Origin of the sequence: Maricaulis sp. (assembly GCF_030149425.1) — a bacterium.
Lineage (GTDB): Bacteria > Pseudomonadota > Alphaproteobacteria > Caulobacterales > Maricaulaceae > Maricaulis.
Genome location: NZ_JASBRQ010000073.1, coordinates 25,852 through 47,866 on the forward strand (window position 1 = coordinate 25,852; position 22,015 = coordinate 47,866).

Annotated in this window: 21 protein-coding genes and 1 other RNA gene; 2 read left to right on the forward strand and 20 right to left on the reverse strand. The window is 62.9% G+C overall.

Annotated elements, in window-relative coordinates:
• Window positions 1-2: 2 nt before the first annotated feature.
• From murB to Q1V57_RS12905, 12 genes are read right to left on the reverse strand one after another with little or no spacing between them, the layout of a single operon-like run.
• Entirely contained in the window at window positions 3-920 is a 918-nt protein-coding gene (murB, locus tag Q1V57_RS12850) for a UDP-N-acetylmuramate dehydrogenase (RefSeq protein ID WP_300531549.1), read from the reverse strand.
• Window positions 917-2,323, reverse strand: coding sequence for a UDP-N-acetylmuramate--L-alanine ligase (gene murC / locus Q1V57_RS12855; protein WP_300531551.1), 1,407 nt, complete (start codon window positions 2,321-2,323; stop codon window positions 917-919). The genes murB and murC overlap by 4 nt, the downstream gene beginning before the upstream one ends.
• Entirely contained in the window at window positions 2,320-3,426 is a 1,107-nt protein-coding gene (gene murG / locus Q1V57_RS12860) for an undecaprenyldiphospho-muramoylpentapeptide beta-N-acetylglucosaminyltransferase (protein WP_300531554.1), read from the reverse strand. The genes murC and murG overlap by 4 nt, the downstream gene beginning before the upstream one ends.
• Entirely contained in the window at window positions 3,423-4,547 is a 1,125-nt protein-coding gene (gene ftsW / locus Q1V57_RS12865) for a putative lipid II flippase FtsW (RefSeq protein ID WP_300531556.1), read from the reverse strand. Before ftsW ends, murG begins: the two co-directional genes overlap by 4 nt.
• The gene (gene murD / locus Q1V57_RS12870; protein ID WP_300531559.1) at window positions 4,547-5,980 is read right to left on the reverse strand and encodes a UDP-N-acetylmuramoyl-L-alanine--D-glutamate ligase; all 1,434 of its coding nucleotides are present in this window, start codon (window positions 5,978-5,980) and stop codon (window positions 4,547-4,549) included. Before murD ends, ftsW begins: the two co-directional genes overlap by 1 nt.
• Window positions 5,981-5,992: 12 nt before the next feature.
• On the reverse strand, window positions 5,993-7,096 hold the full coding sequence (gene mraY, locus Q1V57_RS12875; RefSeq protein ID WP_300531563.1) for a phospho-N-acetylmuramoyl-pentapeptide-transferase: 1,104 nt from the start codon (window positions 7,094-7,096) through the stop codon (window positions 5,993-5,995).
• Window positions 7,097-7,104: 8 nt separating this feature from the next.
• Window positions 7,105-8,517: a UDP-N-acetylmuramoyl-tripeptide--D-alanyl-D-alanine ligase gene (gene murF / locus Q1V57_RS12880; protein WP_300531565.1), complete on the reverse strand. Its 1,413-nt coding sequence runs from the start codon at window positions 8,515-8,517 to the stop codon at window positions 7,105-7,107.
• Window positions 8,510-9,964, reverse strand: a complete 1,455-nt coding sequence (locus Q1V57_RS12885; protein ID WP_300531568.1) for a UDP-N-acetylmuramoyl-L-alanyl-D-glutamate--2,6-diaminopimelate ligase — start codon at window positions 9,962-9,964, stop codon at window positions 8,510-8,512. The genes murF and Q1V57_RS12885 overlap by 8 nt, the downstream gene beginning before the upstream one ends.
• Window positions 9,961-11,718 (reverse strand): penicillin-binding protein 2, encoded by a 1,758-nt coding sequence (locus tag Q1V57_RS12890; RefSeq protein WP_300531571.1) that lies wholly within the window; start codon window positions 11,716-11,718, stop codon window positions 9,961-9,963. The genes Q1V57_RS12885 and Q1V57_RS12890 overlap by 4 nt, the downstream gene beginning before the upstream one ends.
• A complete protein-coding gene (locus Q1V57_RS12895; protein WP_300531574.1) occupies window positions 11,718-12,098 on the reverse strand; it encodes a hypothetical protein in 381 nt (126 codons plus the stop codon). The genes Q1V57_RS12890 and Q1V57_RS12895 overlap by 1 nt, the downstream gene beginning before the upstream one ends.
• On the reverse strand, window positions 12,095-13,090 hold the full coding sequence (gene rsmH, locus Q1V57_RS12900) for a 16S rRNA (cytosine(1402)-N(4))-methyltransferase RsmH (protein ID WP_300531577.1): 996 nt from the start codon (window positions 13,088-13,090) through the stop codon (window positions 12,095-12,097). Before rsmH ends, Q1V57_RS12895 begins: the two co-directional genes overlap by 4 nt.
• Window positions 13,087-13,548 (reverse strand): division/cell wall cluster transcriptional repressor MraZ, encoded by a 462-nt coding sequence (locus Q1V57_RS12905; protein WP_300531580.1) that lies wholly within the window; start codon window positions 13,546-13,548, stop codon window positions 13,087-13,089. The genes rsmH and Q1V57_RS12905 overlap by 4 nt, the downstream gene beginning before the upstream one ends.
• A 404-nt stretch (window positions 13,549-13,952) precedes the next feature.
• Between Q1V57_RS12905 and Q1V57_RS12910 the strand changes: the two genes are divergently transcribed.
• Together Q1V57_RS12910 and Q1V57_RS12915 are read left to right on the forward strand one after the other, a co-directional pair.
• On the forward strand, window positions 13,953-15,569 hold the full coding sequence (locus tag Q1V57_RS12910) for a hypothetical protein (protein WP_300531583.1): 1,617 nt from the start codon (window positions 13,953-13,955) through the stop codon (window positions 15,567-15,569).
• 4 nt (window positions 15,570-15,573) lie between these two features.
• Window positions 15,574-16,248 (forward strand): hypothetical protein, encoded by a 675-nt coding sequence (locus Q1V57_RS12915; RefSeq protein WP_300531585.1) that lies wholly within the window; start codon window positions 15,574-15,576, stop codon window positions 16,246-16,248.
• 8 nt (window positions 16,249-16,256) lie between these two features.
• Here the strand turns inward: Q1V57_RS12915 and Q1V57_RS12920 are convergent, their stop codons facing one another.
• The 8 genes from Q1V57_RS12920 to Q1V57_RS12955 all read right to left on the reverse strand — a co-directional run bounded on the left by Q1V57_RS12920 (window position 16,257) and on the right by Q1V57_RS12955 (window position 21,952).
• Window positions 16,257-16,778 carry a hypothetical protein gene (locus Q1V57_RS12920; RefSeq protein ID WP_300531588.1) on the reverse strand — a complete coding sequence of 174 codons (522 nt, stop codon included), beginning with the start codon at window positions 16,776-16,778 and terminating at the stop codon, window positions 16,257-16,259.
• A 111-nt stretch (window positions 16,779-16,889) separates the two neighbouring features.
• Window positions 16,890-17,285: RNase P RNA component class A (gene rnpB / locus Q1V57_RS12925), an RNA gene on the reverse strand.
• 42 nt (window positions 17,286-17,327) lie between these two features.
• Entirely contained in the window at window positions 17,328-17,846 is a 519-nt protein-coding gene (locus tag Q1V57_RS12930) for a DUF2306 domain-containing protein (RefSeq protein ID WP_300531591.1), read from the reverse strand.
• A gap of 89 nt (window positions 17,847-17,935) precedes the next feature.
• Complete coding sequence (locus Q1V57_RS12935) at window positions 17,936-18,607, reverse strand: N-acetylmuramoyl-L-alanine amidase (protein WP_300531594.1); 672 nt, start codon at window positions 18,605-18,607, stop codon at window positions 17,936-17,938.
• Between the two features lie 6 nt (window positions 18,608-18,613).
• Window positions 18,614-19,528, reverse strand: a complete 915-nt coding sequence (locus Q1V57_RS12940; RefSeq protein WP_300531596.1) for an EamA family transporter — start codon at window positions 19,526-19,528, stop codon at window positions 18,614-18,616.
• Between the two features lie 57 nt (window positions 19,529-19,585).
• Window positions 19,586-20,803, reverse strand: a complete 1,218-nt coding sequence (locus Q1V57_RS12945; protein ID WP_300531598.1) for a hypothetical protein — start codon at window positions 20,801-20,803, stop codon at window positions 19,586-19,588.
• A gap of 98 nt (window positions 20,804-20,901) precedes the next feature.
• Window positions 20,902-21,195 (reverse strand): hypothetical protein, encoded by a 294-nt coding sequence (locus Q1V57_RS12950; RefSeq protein WP_300531600.1) that lies wholly within the window; start codon window positions 21,193-21,195, stop codon window positions 20,902-20,904.
• A gap of 58 nt (window positions 21,196-21,253) precedes the next feature.
• Window positions 21,254-21,952 carry a molecular chaperone DjiA gene (locus Q1V57_RS12955; protein ID WP_300531602.1) on the reverse strand — a complete coding sequence of 233 codons (699 nt, stop codon included), beginning with the start codon at window positions 21,950-21,952 and terminating at the stop codon, window positions 21,254-21,256.
• Window positions 21,953-22,015 lie beyond the last annotated feature (63 nt).

The window sequence follows — 22,015 nt, forward strand, 5'->3', positions numbered from 1 at the left end:
CTCTAATCCTTCTCCCCCACCCGTTTGACTTCCCAGCGCAGTTCAACGCCATGCTGTTGCTTCACACGCGCACGAACTTCCTCACCCAGATCTTCCAGATCGGCAGCAGTCGCGCTGCCGTCATTGATCAGGAAGTTGCAATGCTGCTCGGAAAAGCTCGCACCACCGCGCTTCAGCCCGCGCCCGCCAACGCTGTCGATGAGCTGCCAGGACTTGCGCTGATTGGTCGTGCCGGGCGCATCAGGATTGGCGAAGGTCGAGCCGGAGGTCTTTTCGCGGATTGGCTGCGTGCCCTCACGGCGCGTCGTAATGGCGTCCATGCGCTCGAGGATGGCTGCAGGATCGTCGCGCTGCCCCTGGAATATTGCGGATGTGAAGATCCAGTCCTCCGGCGCACCGGAATAGCGATAGCTGTAAGCCAGCTCTTCCAGCGAAGCGGTATGGACCCGCCCCTGGCGATCAACGGCCCGGGCCTCGACCACGACATCCTTGGTTTCCTGGTCATAACACCCCGCATTCATGCGCAAGGCCCCGCCAATCGTACCGGGAACGCCGACGAGATATTCCAGCCCGGCAATGCCGGCTTTCTGCGCCGTCTTGGCGACCATTTTGTCCAGCGCACCGGCGCCAGCTTTGATCCGCGTTTCGGACACGGCTTCGGACTTGGCGAAAGGCCCGGCAAGGCGAACGACCACGCCGCGGATACCCCCATCACGCACCAGCGTGTTCGAGCCTGCGCCGAGCACATGCACCGGCACATCCCCGGGCGTGGCGGCCAGGAAAGCAGCGAGATCGTCCTCGTCCGCCGGCAGATACATCACATCAGCGGGACCACCGACACGCAGCCAGGTCACGTCTTTCAGGGGCGCGTCCTCGATATACTTGCCGCGCACATCCGGCAGGCGGGAAATCAGGCTCAAGCCAGCGCCTCCAGCTCACCCTGCAGGGCATAGGCCCACTGGGTGATATCCCCGGCCCCCAGGAAAATGACGACATCGCCCTCTCCGGCACGCGTCTTGACCTCGCCGGCAACATCATTGCGGGTCACAGCGATGGCTTCACGGTGACCATGCGCGATGAGGCTTTCCACCAGGCTGTCGCGGTCCACGCCTTCGATCGGTGCCTCACCGGCTTCAAAGACATTTGACACCATGACCGTGTCGGCATCGTTGAAACAGGTGGAGAAGTCCTCGAACAGATCGGCCAGACGCGAATAGCGGTGCGGCTGCATGATGGCGATGACCTTGCCGGTCGAGGCCTGGCGGGCGGCCTTCAGGACCGCGGCGATCTCGACCGGGTGGTGGCCGTAATCATCGATAATGGTTGCACCATTCCAGCTGCCGGCCTTGGTGAAGCGGCGCTTCACCCCGCCGAACTCGGCCAATGCCGCCTTGGCCTTGTCCTCGGTCAGACCGAGCTCGCGCGCGGTAACCAGCGCGGCCAGCGTGTTGAGCACATTATGCTCGCCGACCATGGGCAGGTGGAGGTCGCGCCAGATCTCTTCATCCTGACCGCGCACGCGGAAGGACACGTCAAAGGTCGACCCTGATGGCTCGGCACGGACATTCTCGGCGCGGACATCGGCTTGCGGGTTGAGGCCATAGGTGATGACGCGGCGGTCCTCGACCCGGCTGGCCAGGGACTGCACTTCCGGGTGATCGGTGCACAGCACGGCGAAACCGTAAAACGGCAGGTTTTCGACGAACTGGTAGAAAGCCTGACGCAGCGTGTCGAAATCGCCGTAATGCTCCATATGCTCCGGGTCGATATTGGTGACGATCGCCACAGTCGAGCGCAGTTTGAGGAAAGAGCCGTCACTCTCATCGGCCTCGACCGCCATCCAGTCTCCCAGTCCGACCTTGGCGTTGGACTGGTAGGCGGAAATGATGCCGCCGTTGATTACCGTCGGATCGACGCCAGCCGCATCCATCAGCACGGCGGCCAGCGAGGTCGTGGTCGTCTTGCCGTGGGTGCCTCCGACCGCGACGGCGAATTTCAACCGCATCAGCTCGGCCAGCATTTCCGCCCGGCGCACGACAGGGATTTTGGCCGCCCGCGCCGCCACCAGCTCGGGATTGTCCGGCTTGATCGCGGTCGAGACGACGATGGCGCCGGCCCCGTCCACATTCTCACCGGCATGGCCGATTGCAATCTGGGCGCCCTTGGAGCGCAGGCGCTCGACATTCGGGTTGGCCTTGATGTCGGACCCCTGGACCTTGTAGCCGAGATTGAGCATCACCTCGGCGATACCACTCATCCCGATACCGCCGATACCGACGAAATGGACCGGCCCGACGGGAAAGGGCAAGGCTGCGAAATTCATACGAGTGCTCCGGTAACAAGCCCGTCGACCGCCTTGGCAAGCGCCTCGGCAGCATCGGGCCGGCCAAGCGAGCGCGCCGCGGCGGCCCGTTCGGCAAGGTCCTTGGGATCGCTGAGCCGCGCCTCGAGCAGTTCGGCGAGACGATCAGCGGTAAAATCAGCCTCGGCCAGCACATCGGCGGCGAGCGCCTTGGTCAGGCTGTCTGTATTGGCGGTCTGGTGGTCATCCGTGGCAATACCGAGCGGACAGAAAATGGCAGGCCGGCCGACGCCCATGACTTCCGACACGGTCGACGCTCCGGCCCGGCCGATCACCAGGTGACAGGCGGCATAGAGCTCGCCGACATTATGGAAGAAGGGTTCACAGGTCGCGTTCACACCGGCGTCCTTGTATGTCTTGCGCGCCACATCGAGGTTTTCCTCGCGGGTTTGTTGGACGACATCAAGGCGAGATCTGAGCGATTCCGCGAGTTGTGCGATCGCGGCCGGAACGGTTTCCGACAAGAGACGCGCGCCTAAGGAGCCGCCCAGCACGAGAAGATTGATACGGCCGGCCTCGGTCAGCGCGGGATACCCGGCCGCGCGGGCCGTCACGATCGGGTCGCGCAGCGGATTACCGGTCAGCATGTGACGTTTGCGCGAGCGTTCGGGCAGCCTGTCGAGACGCTCGAAACCGGAGGCGATAAAGCCGGCCTTGCCGGCAAACACCCGATTAACCCGGCCCAGCACCGAGTTCTGCTCGTGAATGCAGAAAGGAATGCGCGCCACCTGGGCTGCAGCCAGGGCCGGAAACGCCGGATAGCCGCCAAAACCGGCGACTACGTCCGGCTTCCAAGCCTTGAGAATACCCTGGGCCTGGGCCAGCCCCTGGGTCAGCTCGACCCCGGCCTTCAACAGCTTGATCGGGTTCTTGGTCGACGGGCTGGCGGCATGGATCTGGTCGATCGCGACAGCCGGGAAGCCCTCGGTATGTTTCATACCCCGGGCATCAGTGACGAGACGGATCTGCCAGCCGCGCGCAATCAAAGCTTCGGCAGCGGCGCGGGCAGGAAACAGGTGTCCACCGGTTCCCCCGGCGGCAATCAAACATCGGCGTGGTGTCATACGGCGTAACGGCTCGAATAAGCCCCCGGGCGTCGGCGGGTGAAGGCGAGCATGAGCCCCGCACCGAAGGCCAGGGCCAGCATCGACGATCCCCCATAGGAAACGAATGGCAAAGTCATGCCCTTCGGCGGGATCAGGTTCAAGTTCACGGCGATGTTGACAAGCGCCTGTAAACCGAATTGCAGCCCCAGACCGGCAACGGCGAGCTGGGCGAAATGATCGGTCAGCCGCATGGCCTGCATCCAGGCACGGATGACGAAAATCGAAAACAGACCGATGATCGAGAGCGAGGCGATGAGGCCGAACTCCTCCGCCGCGACAGAGAAAATGAAATCGGTATGGGCATCGGGCAGGAAGTGTTTCACCTCCCCCTCGCCCGGCCCGACCCCGGCCACGCCGCCGCGGGAAATCGCCTCGACCGCGCGCTCGATCTGGTAGTTGTCACCGCTTTCCGGATTGATGAAACGGTCCACCCGGCTGGCGATGTGCGGGAAGGTCATATAGGCCGCCGCCGAGCCGGCCGCGGCCAGCCCGCCCAGTCCGACGACCCAGATCCAGGACAGGCCAGAGATGAAAAACACGCCGCCAAAACACAAGGTGAGCAGCACGGTCTGTCCGAAATCCGGCTGGATCATCAAGAGTGCGACCGCGACCAGGTAAAGGCCGAACGCGATGATACGGCCCGGGATCGGCGCCCCGCGCTTCTCTTCAGCGAACAGCCAGGCCGCAGTAACGATCAGGGCCGGCTTGAGGAATTCAGAGGGCTGCAATCCGAATGTACCGATCCGGATCCAACGCGTCGCGCCTTTCACCTCATGCCCGATGAAGGGCAAAGCCATCATCACAATGAGCGAGCCAACCAGGGCCAGGGCGGCAAGCCGGCGCGCCCCTTTAACGCTCAGGGAGGACACGAACAGCAAACCGGCCAGACTCAGCGTGGCAAACACACCCTGGCGATAGATGAAGTGAAACGGGTCGGGATAGTTCAGCCTGTCAGCGGCGGCCGGGCTGGCGGCCATGGACAGGAGCAGCCCGGTCACGATCAGCGCCAGAATGGTGAACAGCAAGGTGCGATCCACCCCGCGCCACCAGGTGATGACACCGCGTGGTGCGAGCGCCATCAAGCCACACTCTCCACCGCCTCGCCATCCTCGGCAGAATCTTCCAGTTGCAGAGCGTGCTGGGCGAACGCCGCGCCGCGCGCTTCGAAATTGGCGAATTGATCAAAGGAGGCCGCCGCCGGAGATAACAGGATGACCGGACTGGCCGCGCCGTCAGCCCGCGCCTGGGCGAAAGCTGCGCGGACGGCGCTGGCCATTTCGCCACAGCGCTCATAGGCGAGCCGCCCGTCCAGCTCGGCGGCAAACGCCTCTTCGGCCTCACCGATGAGGAAAGCCTTGGCAACGTTTTCATAGCCCGGCCGCATGACGGACAGGTCGTCATCCTTACCGCGCCCGCCGGCAATCCAGTAGATATTCTCGTACGATCCCAGGGCCTGCAACGCGGCCAGGGCATTGGTCGCCTTGCTGTCATTGATGAAGCGAACACCGTTGTGCTCGGCCACGACCTCTTGGCGATGCGGAAGCCCGCCAAAGGATTTCATGGCCTCAGCTGCCGCGCGGCCACCGACGCCGAGCGCCCGTACAGCGGCCATCGCTGCGGCGGCATTCTGGGCATTGTGTTGCCCGGGCAATGCTCGCGCTTGCTTGAGATCCACCAGGGGGACAGACGCGCTGTCGAGGGCCTCATAGACCCTGGATCCAAGGGCAAAAACGCCGCGGGCGAAGACCCGCCCGGCGGAGATCGGAATTACGAATTCCTCGCCGCGCTCACGGCGCAGACGCGAATAACAGGCATTGGTCTCGTCATCATCGATACCGATAACGGCAATACCGTCCGGTGCCTGCATTTCGAACAGGCGGATCTTGGCCTCGAAATAATTGTCGAACCCGCCATGGCGCTCGAGATGGTCGGGTGAAATATTGAGCATGATCGCCACATCACAATGCAAAGACTGGGTAAGGTCGATCTGGTAGGAGGACAGCTCCAGCACATAATACGACCCGGCGCGCGGCGGATCCTGGGCCAGAATGGCGTCACCGATATTGCCCGCGACAATCGCATTGCGCCCGGTAGAGCGCAGGATGTGACCTATCAGAGCGGTGGTGGTGGATTTACCATTGGTACCGGTAATGCCGATGATTTTCGGACGCCGTCGGCTCGGCAGGGCATTCAGCGCCTGGGCGAACAGCTCAATATCGCCGATCACTGGCGCGCCGACCGCCTTGGCCAGCTCGACCATGCGATGGGGTTTGGGATGGGTCAGCGGCACGCCGGGCGAGAGGATCAAGGCCGCGATATCGCCCCAGTCCCGGCGATTGAGGTCGTCGAGGTCCAATCCTGCGGCAATCGCTTTTTCGCGGGCCGGTTCGGAATCATCCCAGGCAGACACTTCCGCACCGCCAGCCTTCAAGGCCCGCGCCGCAGTAATGCCCGTGCGCCCCAATCCGAAGACGGCGACACGCCGGCCCTTATATGTCTGGATCGGGATCATGCGCCGATTATCCTATCTCAGCTTCAGAGTGGCCAGTCCGATCAGGGCGAGAATGACGGCAATAATCCAGAAGCGGATGACAATTGTCGGCTCTGCCCACCCCTTTTTCTCATAATGATGATGAATGGGAGCCATACGGAAGACGCGTTTCCCGGTCAGGCGGAAACTGGCCACCTGAACCATGACGGACACCATTTCGAGCACAAACAGCCCGCCGACAATGGCGAGCACAATCTCGTGCTTTACGGCAACGGCGATTGCGCCGAGCGCACCGCCCAGGGACAGCGAGCCCGTATCGCCCATGAAGATCATGGCCGGAGGGGCGTTCCACCACAAAAAGCCCAGCCCGCCGCCGAGCAGAGCGCCGCAGAAGACCAGGAGCTCGCCGGTGCCCGGCGTGTGGTGGACCTGAAGATATTCGGCAAAATCGAAACGGCCGACGACATAGGCGATAGCGCCAAAGGTCGCCGCGGCAATCATCACCGGCACGATGGCCAGCCCGTCGAGCCCGTCCGTCATGTTCACGGCATTGCCGGCACCGACGATGACGATACAGCCAAAGACGAAGAAGAGCGGACCGATATTGATCACGAAATCCTTGAAGAAGGGGAAGGCGACCGAAGTGGCCATGTCCGGATCAACACCGCTCTCACGCGCTACGCTGGTCGCCCAGAACACCGCGATGAAAGCGATGACAAATTCGCCCAACAGCTTCAGCCGGCCGCTGAAACCGGCCGTGTTTTGCTTGGTCACCTTGAGATAATCGTCAATGAAACCAATCAGGCCGAAACCGCCGGTGACGAAGATCACGATCCAGACATACTGGTTGGACAGGTCCGCCCACAGCAATGTGCCGACCATGACGCCGAGCAGGATCAAAAAGCCCCCCATGGTCGGGGTTCCGGCCTTCTCGATCACATGACGCTCAATACCCTCTTCGCGGATCGGCTGGCCCTTGCCCTGTTTGCGGCGCAGCCAGCCAATCATCGGCTTGCCGAAGGCAAAGGCGATGATCAGCGCAGTCATCAGCGCGCCGCCGGTACGGAAGGTGATGTAGCGAAACAGGTTGGCCAGCTGGAGGTCTTCCGCCAGCGGCGCGAACAACAAATAGAGCATGGGCTGTTTCAGGCCTCCGTAAGCGTGAACGCACTGCCATCAGCCAGAACTGAGGCGATCTTATGAAGGCCGGAGCCATGCGATCCCTTGATCAGGACCACATCACCCGGCCGGATCGCTGCCTTGACCAGTTCGAGAAGATCACTTGCCGAGCGGGCATAACCTGCACGCATCGCCTCCGGCAAGGCGTCTTGGAGGCTGCGCATCAATGCGCCGCAGCAGAACACTAAATCCGCCTTGGCCTCGTCGAGCGGCTCGACCAGTTCAGCATGCAGGCGCGGCGAGGTTTCACCCAGCTCGAGCATGTCCCCCATAATGGCGATCCGCCGCCCGCCGGGGCCTGGCTGCACCGCGCCAAGGGCGCTGATCGCGGCCCGCATGGATACCGGGTTGGCGTTGTAGGCATCATCAAGAAGCGTGAAACGGCCACCGTCGGGAAGCTCGACATCTAGCGCCTGCCCGCGCCCGCGTTCGGCATCAACCGCACTCAAGGCTTCGGCGACATGGCGGGCATCGAGGCCCGCCGCGGCGGCGGCCGCGAAAATTGCGCCGGTATTCCACGCCCAGTGATCGCCGGAGGCAGCCAGCCGGAACGGAACGCGCACGCCAAGCACATCAATCATGCCGCGACTGCCCTGGGCATCGGTTTCAAAGCTTTCAATCCGGATCGCCGAACCCGGCTTGGTGCCGAACTCCAGCATGAAGGCGGCCGAGGAATGCTTGGCGTGGCGAGCCAGTCGCTCGGCATGGGCATCATCGGCCGGATAAATGGCGACGCCATCGGTTTCCAGGCCTTCGAAGATTTCACCCTTGGCGTCGGCTATGGCCTCGATCGTGCCGAGATTTTCCAGATGCGCCGGAGCAATTCGGGTGATCAGGGCAACATGCGGCCGGACCATGGCGGACAGCTCACGGATTTCGCCGGCATGGTTCATGCCCATCTCGAACACCCCGCGCTGCGTGTCGCGTGGCATGCGCGCCAGGGTCAGGGGAACGCCCCAGTGATTATTGTAGGAGGCGACACTCCAATGCGCCGGCCCGGCGGCCCGGAACACGGCCGCAATGGCTTCCTTGACGCTGGTCTTGCCCACCGACCCGGTAACCGCGACGCGCACAGCCTCGGAGCGGCGACGCGCAGCCTCACCGAGGGTCTGCAGGGCAGCAAGCGTGTCGGAGACCTTGATCAGATTGCCCGGGCCCGCATCGGCCCGCTCAACCAGAGCAGCTGCGGCACCGCGCGCCATGGCATCAGGGACAAAGGCATGTCCGTCACGCACATCCTTCAGGGCGACGAATATATCGCCCGGCTTGAGCGTACGCGTATCAATCGACACGCCGCCGGCCTGCCAATCGGTCGATCCGATCAGCTCGCCGCCAGTCGCGGCCATAACCTGTTTGGCGGTCCATAGCGGTTCAGACATGGCTGGCCTCCCGCGCCTTGAGCGCCCGGGCGCCGACTTCGCGGTCGTCGAACGGGTGCACAACATCGCCAACCGTCTGGCCGGTTTCATGGCCCTTGCCGGCAATCAAAAGACAATCGCCTTCGCGTAATTGCTCGACACCGTGGAAGATGGCGGCCTCGCGGTCGGCGATTTCCGTGGCACCGGGGCAGCCGGCCATGACCGCTCGGCGAATATCTGCGGGATCTTCCGACCGCGGATTATCGTCGGTGACGATCACCAGATCCGCGAGCTGGTCGGCAATGGCGCCCATTTTCGAGCGCTTGTCGGGATCGCGATCACCGCCGCACCCGAAGACGATCACGATACGGCCCCGCGTATGCGGCCGCACCGCCCGGATCAGCTTGTCGAGACCGTCCGGCGTATGGGCATAATCGACAAGTACAGGAGCGCCCTGTGCCGTCTCGCCGACCTTGTCGAGACGGCCAGCCACACCTTCCAGGCTCTCCAGCGCCTCGATCACCGTGTCGCGATAAAGCCCTTCCTCGAAGGCAATCGCGGCGGCGAGAATGGCGTTGAGGACCTGGAACTCGCCAACCAGCGGCATTTCGATCCGGATCGTGTCACCCGCCCAGTTAAAGGCGACGCTCTGGCTCGCCGGGCGCGGCACGACTTCAAGCAATTGCAGGTCTTCGCCGCGCCAGCCAATGGTCAGAACCTTGGCCCCGCGGGCGCGGGTGCTTTCGGCGATTTTCACGCCCCACTCACCATCAATATTCACCACCGCCGTGCCGCCGACCGGCAGGCGTTCGGTGAACAGGCGCTGTTTGGACCGGAAATAGTCCTCAAAATCCGGGTGATAATCGAGATGGTCCTGGGTCAGGTTGGAGAAACCGGCAATCTGGATCTCGACGGCCTCCATCCGGCGCTGTTTGAGACCATGGCTCGAGGCTTCCATTGCCAGATGCGTGACACCCTCCCGCGCCAGCGCGCTCAGAGCCTTTTGCAGAGCCGCGGCGTCAGGGGTGGTGTAGCCTGTCACTTCGCGGTCATGACCCCGGGTCACCCCCAGGGTTCCCAGGCTGGCGCCGTCAATGCCCGCCTTGACCCAGATCTGACGCAGAAACTCCACCGTGGAGCTCTTGCCATTTGTGCCGGTGACAGCAACGACGTGCTGCGGCTGGCCCGGATAGACCTTGGCGGCCATGAAGGCGAACAGTTCGGCCGGGTTCTCAACCACGATGACCGGCACATCAATGCCGTCAATGGGCGCATCGCTGATCACGGCGACGGCGCCACGCTCCACCGCCGAGGCGGCAAATTGGCGGCCATGCACCTTCACCCCCGGCAGGGCCGCAAAGACCCAGCCCGGCGCTGCCTTGCGGCTGTCCAGGGTGATATCTGTCACGTCGATCGCATCGAAACCGGGCTGTACAAGCGCGCTATCGAGGAGGTCGGCAAGGGTCACGGGATCATCTCCGGCATCAGGGCCGCACGAACCAGCTGCGCCCGGCTGTCGGGATCGGCGTCACGGCGTTCCACGCCGAGGATCGGCGCAATACGGGAGATAATCTCGCCCGTTGCCGGCGCCGCAGTCCACCCCCCTGTGGCGTAGCCATAGGTCGATTCATTGCCCTGCGGTTCGTCGAGCATCACAAGCACTGCATATTGCGGATCGTCGTAAGGAAAGACCGCCGAGAAGGAGGAAATAAGGCGATCGGAATCATAGCCACCGCGGCTCGGCTTTTCCGCCGTTCCGGTTTTTCCGGCGACCCGGTAGCCCTCCGCTTCCGCACGCCCACCGGTCCCGTTGGCCACATTATCGCGCATCAGGGACAACACATCGCGCGCCGTTTCCGAACTCATTACGCGCTCGGAGAGGACGGTTTCATTGGCCGCGACCGGCAACAGGGTCGGCGGCACATAGACACCGTCATTGGCGATAGCGGCAAAGGCGGCAACCGTAGCAATGGGGCTGACGGCGATGCCGTGGCCGTAGGAAATCGTCGCCGTTTCAGTCTCATACCACTGCCGCGGCAGGATCGGGTCGGCACTTTCGGCAAGCTCGATCGGGGCCCGCTCCAGCAGACGCAGATCACCCAGGAAACCGCGCTGCGCTTCACCGCCCGCTTCCAGCGCCATTAGCGAAGACCCGATATTGGAAGAGTGGGTGAAGATTTCCGACAGGGTCAGCCAGCGCTCTTCGGCGTGATAGTCATTGATGGTGTGGCCACCCAGGCGCAGCGGATTACTGGCATCATAGCCGCTCTCCATCGTCGCGGTTCCGGCCTCGAGCGCGAGGGCCACGGTGAAGGCCTTGAACGTCGAACCCATTTCATAGACCGATTGTGCGGCGCGGTTGAGACGCTCTCCAGCAGCAGCATCCATAGGGCGGTTGGGATCATAATCGGGCAAGGACACCATGCCGACGATCTCGCCGGAGCGGACATCCATCACCACACCGACCGCTGCCAACGCCTCGAACTCGGCCATGGCCAGGCGCAGCACTTCGTCGATGTGAAACTGCACGCCCATATCAATCGACAAGGCGACCGGGCGGCCATCGCCTGCCGACAGGGCTGAATTGAAGGCGCGTTCAGAGCCGGCCAGCCCGTTCAGATCACGGTCGGTATACCCCACAATGTGCGATGCCAGGCGGCCACGCGGATAAACACGGCGCGGTTCGGAACGGAAACCCACCCCCGGCAGGCCGAGCGAGAACACGGCCTGGCGCTGACGCGGGGTCAGATTACGCTGGATCCAGACAAAGGGACGGCGTGAGGACAGATCGCGGATCAGCCGGTCTTCATCCAGATGCGGCAAGACCGTACGCAGAGCCTGGGCGGTTTCAACCGGATCCCAGACCTCCGTGGCGTCCGCGTAAAGCGAATGCGTATCCAGAGTGGTCGCCAGAACCTGACCGGTTCGATCGAAAATATCGCCGCGGGCAGCGGGACCGGTATCGGCAACGAGCCGGGGTGCGCGCTCGATGGCGCCGCCCGTGGCCATGGTGACGGCCTTGATCCCGAGAATGGAAAAACCAAGGGCGAGAGCCATGCCGATAATGCGCAAACGGCTTCTCGCAGCATCGAGCGCCTGGGTTTCTTCGCTTTCCAGCCGCAAGAGCCGGGACATGTCGGCCGGCGCCGCCTCCGCCAGGGCCGGCGGTGCGGGGGTCGTGGCCTCGCTGGAAACCGGTTTCCTGAAAGGCCACCACTTCATCAGCGTGGACCTCCGGCCCGGCGCGCCTGGGCGGGTAATTCTTCACTGGCCTGACCGGCCAGCACCATGTCGCCGCGCAGCGCCTCGTCCTCTTCCCTGCGGTCCACCAGCAAGGGCAGGTCCGTCATGGTGATCTCGCGGGCGGGGTCGAGCGGTTCAAAGCCGAGATATTGCCGCGCCAGCTGACGCAGCCGCTCGGGCTCTTCCAAGTGCGCGATCTCGACATTAAGCACATTGATCTGGCGCCGCTCCTCGGCCAGTTGCGCCTGAATGGTTTCCAGCCGCTCCTGTGCCGACTTCGCTTCGGTCTTGGCAATATAGAGCGCCGCCGCCAGGGCGACGGCCACGACAAGAGCGATGACATTCAAGGTGCGGATCACGACGCAGCCTCCAAACGTGCAAGCGGAACGACAGCCTTGTGCAAGGGGTCAGACTTGGCCCAGGCCGGCGCCTCGGTGCGGATCGCCGCCCGCAGCTTGGCCGAGCGCGACCGCGGATTGACCTCCAGCTCATCCGCCCCGGCCGTGATGGCCTGACGGGTAACGAGTTTGAACGCCGGTTCGGGGCCTTGCTCGACAGCTGGCGCATGACGCGAGCCGCCGCCTCCCGCCAAGCCTGCACGGGCCCGGAGGAAGGCCTTAACCATGCGGTCCTCCAATGAATGGAAGGTAACCACAACAAGCCGCCCGCCCGGCGCCAGCAGACGCTCGGCGGCCTCAAGGGCGCGGGCCAGCTCACCCAGCTCGTCATTGACGAAAATCCGCAAGGCCTGGAAGACGCGGGTCGCAGGATGAATCTTTAAATGTTTTCCGCCAATTGCGCGGGTGACGATGTCCGCCAGGCGGTCCGTCGTCTCGATCGGGGCCTCACGGCGGGCCTCGACGATGAATTTCGCGGCCCGGCGCGAGCGGCGCTCCTCGCCGTAGACATAAAATATATCTGCCAGATCCGCTTCGCTCAGACGGTTCACTGCATCAGCGGCACTGGGACCATCCTGGGCCATGCGCATATCCAGCGGGCCGGGCTTGGCGAAGGAGAAGCCGCGCTCGCCCTGATCGATCTGCATGGAAGACACGCCGATATCGAGCACGACACCATCCACGCTCTGCCGGCCGGCATCATTGGCCGCCTGTTCGAGCTCGGAAAACGGCCCGGAATAAAAGAAGAAGCGCTCGCCGAATTCCGCAGCGAAGGCATCGGCATTAACCTTAACAGCCGGGTCCCGGTCGATCGCAATCAGATCGACGGCTGCAGCCTCCAGGATGGCGCGGCTATAGCCGCCGGCACCGAATGTACCGTCGATGACACACTTGCCGTCTTTCGGCTCCAGCGCGTCCAGCACCTCGTTCAACAGAACCGGGATATGGCTCATGCTGCACCTCCCGGACGGGCACCGGGCCGCAGCGAACGCTTATTGTCTCGTGCGAAAGCCTGGGCACTGCGCTTGTGTTCTTCATAGCCCTCCGGCGCCCAGATCTCGAAACGCGACCCCAGACCGACAAAGGTCGCCTTGCCATCAAGACCGGCATGATCGCTGAGTTCCTTGGGCAGGGTCACCCGGCCATTGGCATCAAAGGCCAGCGGCTTGGCAGCACCAAAGATCGCACGTTCGAAGGCGATACGGGCATCGTCATACGGATCCATGTCCTCGATCAGCGCCTGGTAGCGCTCGAGCAGGGCCTGCCCGCCACCCTCAAGATAGGGACCATCAAAGGAGGGCCAGACGATAATGCCGTCGAACGGACCACCGCGCACCACAGCGCGAAAATCCGCCGGCACGGAAACCCGCCCCTTCGCATCGACGCCATTAATGGTGGTGGACAAAAACACGTCCGCTCGCTCCCCGAACCAGCCACACAGCCCCTGCATGGTTAACTATGGGATAACATGGGATTTCGTGGGAGACAATGACGAAGAGGCCAAATTTCATGCAATAACGCGCCAATCCAAGTATTCAGATCGGCGCGCAAAGAGAACAAAAACGGAAAATTAAGTTAATATCCACAGGTCGCGACCAGCAGGACCCATGGCGGGGCAGGAATTCCCATGATGGAGGACATTATTTCCGAATAAGATATAATCAGGGGCGCGCCCCTCACCCACTAAAAGAGATGAACGCAAAGGCCCGGATAAGTTCGTGCTTTCGCCTTGTTCGTGCCGCAAGCAACCCGCTAGTCTCCGGCCAGCATAAGAACCGCCAGCCGGGTCCGCAGCTGCAGGACCAGGGACACAAGATGATCAAGACCACCAAGCTCGCCGCCACCACCCTGCTGGCCAGCGCATTGGCGACACAGGCCGCTCAGGCGCAACGCTTTGAATACGCGATCCAGGTTGCCGGTATACCGGTGCAGTGCCAGACCGCTGACGGGCAACAGGTAGCGATCTCGCTTGACGATGCGCTGTATCAGAATATCGGCATGGCGGATTTCAATGACGCGACCGGCGAGCCCTATATCCGCATCAGCCCGCGCTGGCTAAACGAAGTCCCGCCGCAGGCCGCGATGTTCTGGTTCTACCATGAGTGCGCCCACCTGAACCTGCCGCGCGGCGTCGGGACCGACAGCCCCTATCGGGAAATCAACGCCGATTGCTGGGCTATCAACCGCATGTATGCGCACGGCTTCATTCGCAATTACGGTGACGTGCAAGCAATTGCCGGCGATGTCGGGCGGCTGCCCGGCTCCAGCACCCACCTGCCCGGCCCGGCCCGGGTTCAATCCATGTTGCAATGCGCCATCCCCGGCATCCCCATGATGGCCCGTGGCGGAACAGCACGTACCAGCGAGACCAGCCGGCGCTACAGCCCCGGCGACCGCTACACCCAACAGACCTCTGAAGACTTTGTCTTGCGAGCCGGGGAATACCGGCTGATCTCCAACGGGCTGGATCGAAGCGGCAGCCGCCCCGCCGCGCGCGAAGAGCGGCCGCTTCGAACCGTCGAACGGTGGGAATTGCTGGCCTCTGACGATACCGGACCAGGCGCTTATGCCATCGATACACGCCCAGGCGGATCAATCGTCGCGGCCGGAGACGGCGGCGGCGGTTTGAGCTTCTATAATCGCCAGACGCGTCCGTCCGAGCTCCGCGGCGAAGACGACGAGGCCGAACGCGGCAGCGTCCTGGCCATCGAGTTTGATCGCTCGGGCGATGCCTTCCTTGTGGTCGGCTCTGCCGGCAAGCTGGAAGTTCACCGGATCACCGATGGCGGGCGCACCACCTATCACCAGTCTTCCGATTCCAACGCGCTCGCTGATGGCACAATCAGCCCGGACGGCCAGCTGGTCGCGATCGCCGGGTCCGACCGCTACAGCTCCGGCTTCGCCGAAATCCGGGACGATAATGGCAGCTCAATCCGCGCCTTCCTGAGAACCGAGAACAATGAACCTGTCGGGCATTTGCAATTCGGCCCCGCCGGAGACCGGATCGCAGGCCTGCTGCGCAATGGCGATATCGTGCTCTGGGACGCGCCGTCCGGCGACCGTCTTTTGACCATTGTTGAGCGCAGTTTCGGGGCTGGCACTGCGTTGGACATAGCCCCGCAAGGCCGCCTGATCGCGGCAGGCTATGACAGCGGCATTCTTGCCCTGCATGACCGCACCCTCGCCCGGGAGACCGAATATGTGATTGTTGGCCAGGAGGAGGTATCCGCCCTCAGCTTCAGCCCCGACGGCCGCTTTCTCGCCGCTGGTTCTTATGACGGTGTATTGCGGGTCTGGTCGGTCGGTTCGGAGCTGGAGAGCTGGTGGCGCACCGAGACCGGCTTCGCGGTTACCGATCTGGCGTTCAATGATGAGGGTAACCGGCTCTATGTCACAGGTGCGGACGGCAGTGTTCAAACCTGGACCCGTTAAGGCCATGACCGACCTCCCCAACACGCTGCGCGAACTGGTCGAGACGCATCACGGCGACCTTCCGGCACAGGCGCAAATCGCCCTGTTCGAATTGATGCGCGTAACCTGCGAGCACAATCCGCCCGACAGCGCCGCGCAGGGCCGCGCCCTGGACGCCTATCTCGACGCCATGGACGCCGGCAGCGCCAAATCCGGTCCCGCCCGCGAATTTGCCATGGCGAGCCTGCAGAACCCTTCCATGATCGCCAGCCGGATGTTTTACAGCCGCGCCCGCAGCGAACTGGACCAGGCCAGCTATCAGGCTGTCCAGCGCGCCGTGATTGACCGGATTTTCATCGAGGCCTGGCCCATTACTGCAGCTGAGCCGGCTCCGCCTGCAGCGCCAGCCGCTGAAACAACCCGCCGCACAGCGTTTGATGACGGGGATTTCACAGCCCTGATGGCGGTCTATTTCAATCGCGACCGGAGCTATGCCATCGAACGTGGCGAGCTTGAATCTGTATTGCGCGAGGTCCTCGACACGCTGGCGGCGGCCATGAGCAAAGCCGGCCTGGATGAGGCGCAACAGAACGAATACCGCGCCCGCTTCGAGGCGCATTACGGCAGCACGATCCGGGAGCACCTGGCCGCGATCGATGCCGGTACGGCCCAGCCGGGCCGCTTTCATTTCATGGGCTGATCGAAAGTTTACGGCACCAGCGGCTGGAATAATTCACTGATCTGCCAGCGCCCGTTCGGTGCGAACTGATAACACACCCAATGACCGGTGTAGGACCAGTTATCCTCGCCATACTGGCGCCATTCGCCCTCACCGAAACCGCCGCAGATTCTGTTGCCGGTGGCGACATAGTCATCGCTCGAAAAATACACCGCCGCGCCTTGCCAGTCTTCATCGGGGATCTCGCTGGCGCGGCCGTGCAGACGCAGGGCCCGCAGCAGCGCGACACCGCGATTGGTGGACCAGCCGATATAACCGCCCGGATCGCGCGGATAGCGGAAATTGCGGCCGGCGGCCCGCACGAAAGGATAGGGATCACGCTCGGCAATCCCGGTGCGCAACTCATCGACAAGGCTTTGCAACCCTTCGGGCAAGGTCTCGACCGGCGCCGGACGCTCGGTAATCGCAAACTCCATGTCATCGACCGGATGCAAATCCGTCGGTACGGCCGGCTGGCTCGCGGCCAGGCTGAGACAAGCGATCAAAACCATTGTTCCAAACTCCACGCGGTGACTGGGCCCAGTTTGCCGGGCGAAGCTGAACACCAGCTGACCCGGGCCGGCACTTAATCCTGCGGCAAGCGGCACCTCAAGCACGAAGATAATATCAGGCGGCCTGTAAGCCGGGTTCTGTTCCCCGCGAGCGGGGCGACGATCATTCATCTGCGATGCGCCTTGCGGCGCACCTGGTGCGACCTACCCGGATGACATGCGGAGACACATGTGCGGCAAGCCGCGCTCATCCCTATTCGGTCTTGCTCCAGGTGGGGCTTGCCGTGCCCCCTTCCTTACGGTCGGGGCGGTGCGCTCTTACCGCACCGTTTCACCCTTACCACGCCGAAGCCTGCAAGCAGGCAATGGCGGGCGGTCTACTCTCTGCTGCGCTTTCCCTGGGGTCACCCCCGCCGGGCGCTACCCGGCACCTTGTCTCCGTGGAGCCCGGACTTTCCTCGACAGCGCCGTTTCCAGCCTTGCTGCCGCGACCGTCCAGCCGCCTGATGCGCGCTACATAGGAGGGGAAGCCGGTCGAGGTCAAACTCTTCACGCTTTCGGGCTCGCCCCGTAAAGCGCACCCGCGCGGCGGTCATAGAGCCGGATCAGGATGATCGCGGCGGCAATCACGGCCGCCGAACCACCGGCAACAGCCCACCAGAAATCGCCGATCGTGCCACCATTGGAGAGCGCCATGCGCGCCGAGATCTGTGATGCCCCTGCGGCGACCAGACCGGCATAGGACCAGGCCATGAACTTATAGTGCGCATAAAGCCGCCCGGCCCGCTTGGCCGGGTCCGTTGTTGCCTTGGCCCCGAGCACGGCGAGCAGCCCGAGCGAAATACTGGCCGCGCTGACAGCAGAGAGCCAGTGAAAGGCGCTGATGCCGTTATGCGCCATCGGCAGTCCGGCCAGGACCAGCCCCCACATGGAGACGAAATAGAGATAACCGGCCTGGCGATGAAAGCGCGTTCCCTTGCGACGCAGAAGAACAAGGCCACCGGCAATCAAGGCAAGCGTTGCGAAGGCGGTGTGAATGCCGCCGGGAACCGATGTGATGATATTCATGACCAACCTCTTTTCACCTCACTTTCATGTACTTTATATTATAAAGTTCTTTCGCGCAAGGAGAAGCAGGTGAAGGCGGCGTTCGGGCGTCAGGTGCGGGAAGCGGCGAGCACTCCGGCGATCAGGGCTTCGGTCTCGTCGTCGATGATGCCGGTAATACTGGCCGGACGATAACGGCGCTGAAAGGCTTCGACGACGGCTGGCAGGCCGGGCTCGAGACCATAGCCGATCGCCTTCAGAGCCGCCTCACAGTCGAGCCCGTCCGGGCGCAGATCGGCAGGGCTCAAGGCGCAACCGGCCGAGACCAGCTGGTTCCAGGGGAATACCTCACCCGGATCGATCTTGCGTCCCGGCGCTATGTCGGAATGTCCGATCACCTGGGCCGGCTTGATCCGGTGGCGCTGCATCACCTCGCGCGTCAGAGCGATCACGGCATCAATCTGGACCTGCGGGAAATCGGGCAGGCCGAAATCATGACCACCATTGACAATCTCAATGCCGACAGAGGCCGAATTGATATCGCTCTTCCCGCCCCAGGAACTCACCCCGGCGTGCCAGGCGCGCTTGTCCTCGGCCACAAGACGGAAAATCCGCCCGTCCTCCTCCACCATGTAGTGGGCCGATACCTGGGCGTCCTCATCGCACATCCGGGCCAGCGCCGTCGGCCCGTCCTTCATCCCGGTATAGTGCAGGATGATCAGCGAGACCGGGAGTTTGCGGTCATTGAAATTGGGCGACGGGGTATCGATGACATCGAGCATGGCCGGTTACAGGGTTTTCTCACGCGCCAGCCCGGCATTGGGCAGTTTCCGGTTCTGACGGATGGCGATGACACCGACCCCGATCAGGGTCAGCCCGCCCCCCACGAAGAGGCGCCAGCCGATCGGGTCATTGGTGATCAACAGACCGGAGAGGACGCCGACCAGCGGTGCCATCAGGGTCAGCGGAGCAATCAGCGTGGCGTCATAGCGTTTCAGGAGATTGTAGAAGACGCCATGGCCGAAAATATTCACCAGCACGACGGTGAAAATGAGCGCCGCCAGGAAGAGCCAGCCGCCCTCCAGCGATTCAGCGATCTGGTCGCGCTCGAAGACCAGCGACAGAACCAGGAGCGGCGGCCAGGAGATCAGCCCGATCCAGGCCTGCATGCGGATACTGTCCAGCGGCATGCGCTTGACCAGGATCATGCCCAGAGCCCCGACAAAGGCCGCACCGATACCGATCAAAAGCCCCAGCGAGAGGTCCGCCTCGCCCGGATTGGCGACCACGATGATGATGCCGACAAAGGCCACAATAATGCCGAGCAGGCGCACCGGGCCGACATGTTCCTTCAACAGGATGACGGACAAAATGGTGGCAAATGGCACGCCGAGCTGCAGCGCGATCGCCATGCCCGAGGGCGTGGCCCATTGCAGCCCCATGAAGATCAGCACGTATTGCAGGGCGCCCATACACATGGCGACACCGAACATGGTCTTCATGTCCGCCGGGCCGGGCCGCAGCCAGGGCGCGAGAAAGGCGTAAAGCAGGGCGAAGCGCAAAAAGGCAAAGAATATCGGCGGCGCCCCGTCAAATCCGGGCACCCAGCCCGGATCCCCGGTCACCGAGAATTTCGCCACGACAAAATTGAGCCCCCAGACGACGCAAACGGCGACTAGGGCGAGGAAATCACGCCATCTCATGATCGATACATCGCGCGAGCGCGGCATCGATACAAGCCATCATTCCGCGTGCGGGATTTACGGTTGGAAGTGCGCGTCGAGGAAGGCGAGGAAATTGTCCCAGTCCGACGGCTGCACACCGTGCAATCCGCCGCGCATGAACAAGGCCAGGTCAGCGGTCGGGTCGTAGGCCGACATATCCGCCTGGCGCAGCCCCTCGGAGCCGTACAGGGCATAAACCGGATTGGCCGAGCGGGCGGCGCGGAAACTGTCTTGCGGATCAGACCACTGGTCACGCCAGGCCCCGCCGATCAACACTGGTCGCGGTGCCGCCAGGGCAATGAGCTGGTGCTGGTCCACCGACAAAGCCTCCTCATTACCCGCAAAGCCCGCATAGGCGGGTGAGAACCAGTGCGGATAGCTGTCGGTGATCTGGGCGATGCTCTCGCCGGCATGCGAGCGCGACAGGGTTGTGCCACCCGTCCCGGCCTGATGAGCGATGACCAGATCGACACGCGGATCATAAACCGCAGCCAGGAGCGCCGACTTGCCATTGCGCGAATGGCCCCAGACCGCAGTGCGCTCACGGTCATAGCGCGGATCGGCATCGAGCACGTCGATGACGCGGGAATACACCCAGGCCCACACAGTAATCGCACCGCTCGGCGTATCCGGAAGCATGCTCTCGAGCGCCACCAGACCACTCGACGAGCGATCCGGGACAATATCGCCGGGGTATATGATCGCCAGCGCATAGCCGCGATCGAGAATCTCAGCGATCGGCGGCTCCATGATATGACGGCCGAATACCATGCGAATTGCACCGGCAAACCAGCTGTCAGGATCACAGCCGGGATCGTTCGGGCTGCTGGTGATATCGGCACGACCGCCCAGGGCGGCGCGATTACCGCAGAACATTTGCAGGATGATGGTCGGTACCGGCCCGTCCGCCTCCGTCGGCGTCACCGTGACCAGATAGGTCTCCCGCCCGGCCATGGCGAGGCGGTATTCCTCGATATCACCGCGCCCCTCAAAGGCGCCGGTCTCGACCACGACATGGTCGAGCATCTCGGTTTGGGTGGCGTCGGGATAAGCGCCGTAAACCTCACGTTCGAAGGCCTGAACCAGGCCCGCGCGGGCGCCATTCCAGGTCTCAAGTGACACCGCTTGCGGACCGATTAAGGGCCGAGCCGGGTCATAAATGCCACGCGAAGAGACCTTGGGCAGGCCCATGCTGACACAGCCAACCAGCATCAAGGGCAGCAAAATGGCGAGTACAATCAGAACACGGCGCATCGACAACTCCCGGCGGATTGACAACGATGATTGGCGGCACAGCTCGCAGCCGTACAGTCACATTGGCGTGTTCTCAATGAAGGCTTGGAAAGCTGCAATCAGTCGCGGCGCTTGGAGCCATTGAGCCCGTCAACGGTCCAGCCTTCCGGCCCGCGCGTTGCGACCAGAACTTCCGGGCTGTCATCGCTCTTGCGGCGCCGCACTTTGAGCCAGAGCCAGTAAGCGCCACCGGCGATCAGCGCCGCTCCGAGAATAGCGAGGAAGACAGCGGTGAGCATGGCCGCGAGGATGAAAACAAGCGCAATGGTCGCCACCGCAATAACGGCAGCCAGCACGTCGCGCAGCACGCGACCGGCGCGAGGCCCAGATGTTGGTTGATGCGTTTCAGTCATCCTGCACCGTCTCTTTTTATCCCCTCACCCATACATGTTGGCATTTCAGGCGCCGAGGTCAATTGGCTGCCCCGGCGAGGATACCTCTTTCTTCCAGGATTCTCCCGTAAGCCACGTTAATGGCCGCCATTTTTTCATCCGCGAGTTTCTGCGCCGCCGGCGGAGCCCCACGTGCAATCATGCGATCCGGATGGTTTTGAGTCGCGATACGCCGATAGGCGCGCTTGAGATCTGCATCGGAAATGTCCGCATCAATCCCCAGGATGACATAGGGATCATCCTCAGGCGCTCCCATGTGGGCGGTGTAGATGCGACGATATTCCAGCGGTGTGAAGCCGAACTCCTCGGCGACGGATTCCAGGAAATCCAGCTCGCTCGCCGTCACCGCCCCGTCAGCCTTGGCGATATGGAACAGCCCGTCGAGCACGTCTTCCAGAATGGCCGGATTGGCGCGGAAACGGCGGGCCAGGCGGCGCGCATAGCCTTCAAACCCGAGCGTGGTCTGCATCGCCAGTTCAAACGCCCGGTCGAGCGCCGCACGCCCTTCCGGCGGTGGACGGAAGACCTCGTAAAAGGCCTTGATCTCACTGCGGGTGACGACGCCATCCGCCTTGGCCAGCTTGGCGCCCAGACCAATCAGGGCCATGGCGAAATCGGCATCGCCGACCCGGCGTTCCGGGCCGCAATCAAAACCGTCGCATTCAAGGAAACAGTCCCGGCCCTGCAACCGGGCTGCAAGCTTGCGCCAAAAACTCATCAGCCATCCGTCTTTCGTCAGCAATGTAAGGCTTCGCGCCACGACATGCGAGAGGCGCGGTGC

Coding starts and splice junctions, on each gene's coding strand:
- murC (WP_300531551.1), bottom strand. CDS start 2,323: ATGAATTTCGCAGCCTTGCCCTTTCCCGTCGGGCCGGTCCATTTCGTC.
- murG (WP_300531554.1), bottom strand. CDS start 3,426: ATGACACCACGCCGATGTTTGATTGCCGCCGGGGGAACCGGTGGACAC.
- ftsW (WP_300531556.1), bottom strand. CDS start 4,547: ATGGCGCTCGCACCACGCGGTGTCATCACCTGGTGGCGCGGGGTGGAT.
- murD (WP_300531559.1), bottom strand. CDS start 5,980: ATGATCCCGATCCAGACATATAAGGGCCGGCGTGTCGCCGTCTTCGGA.
- mraY (WP_300531563.1), bottom strand. CDS start 7,096: ATGCTCTATTTGTTGTTCGCGCCGCTGGCGGAAGACCTCCAGCTGGCC.
- murF (WP_300531565.1), bottom strand. CDS start 8,517: ATGTCTGAACCGCTATGGACCGCCAAACAGGTTATGGCCGCGACTGGC.
- Q1V57_RS12890 (WP_300531571.1), bottom strand. CDS start 11,718: ATGAAGTGGTGGCCTTTCAGGAAACCGGTTTCCAGCGAGGCCACGACC.
- rsmH (WP_300531577.1), bottom strand. CDS start 13,090: ATGAGCCATATCCCGGTTCTGTTGAACGAGGTGCTGGACGCGCTGGAG.
- Q1V57_RS12910 (WP_300531583.1), top strand. CDS start 13,953: ATGATCAAGACCACCAAGCTCGCCGCCACCACCCTGCTGGCCAGCGCA.
- Q1V57_RS12915 (WP_300531585.1), top strand. CDS start 15,574: ATGACCGACCTCCCCAACACGCTGCGCGAACTGGTCGAGACGCATCAC.
- Q1V57_RS12920 (WP_300531588.1), bottom strand. CDS start 16,778: ATGGTTTTGATCGCTTGTCTCAGCCTGGCCGCGAGCCAGCCGGCCGTA.
- Q1V57_RS12930 (WP_300531591.1), bottom strand. CDS start 17,846: ATGAATATCATCACATCGGTTCCCGGCGGCATTCACACCGCCTTCGCA.
- Q1V57_RS12935 (WP_300531594.1), bottom strand. CDS start 18,607: ATGCTCGATGTCATCGATACCCCGTCGCCCAATTTCAATGACCGCAAA.
- Q1V57_RS12940 (WP_300531596.1), bottom strand. CDS start 19,528: ATGAGATGGCGTGATTTCCTCGCCCTAGTCGCCGTTTGCGTCGTCTGG.
- Q1V57_RS12945 (WP_300531598.1), bottom strand. CDS start 20,803: ATGCGCCGTGTTCTGATTGTACTCGCCATTTTGCTGCCCTTGATGCTG.
- Q1V57_RS12950 (WP_300531600.1), bottom strand. CDS start 21,195: ATGACTGAAACGCATCAACCAACATCTGGGCCTCGCGCCGGTCGCGTG.
- Q1V57_RS12955 (WP_300531602.1), bottom strand. CDS start 21,952: ATGAGTTTTTGGCGCAAGCTTGCAGCCCGGTTGCAGGGCCGGGACTGT.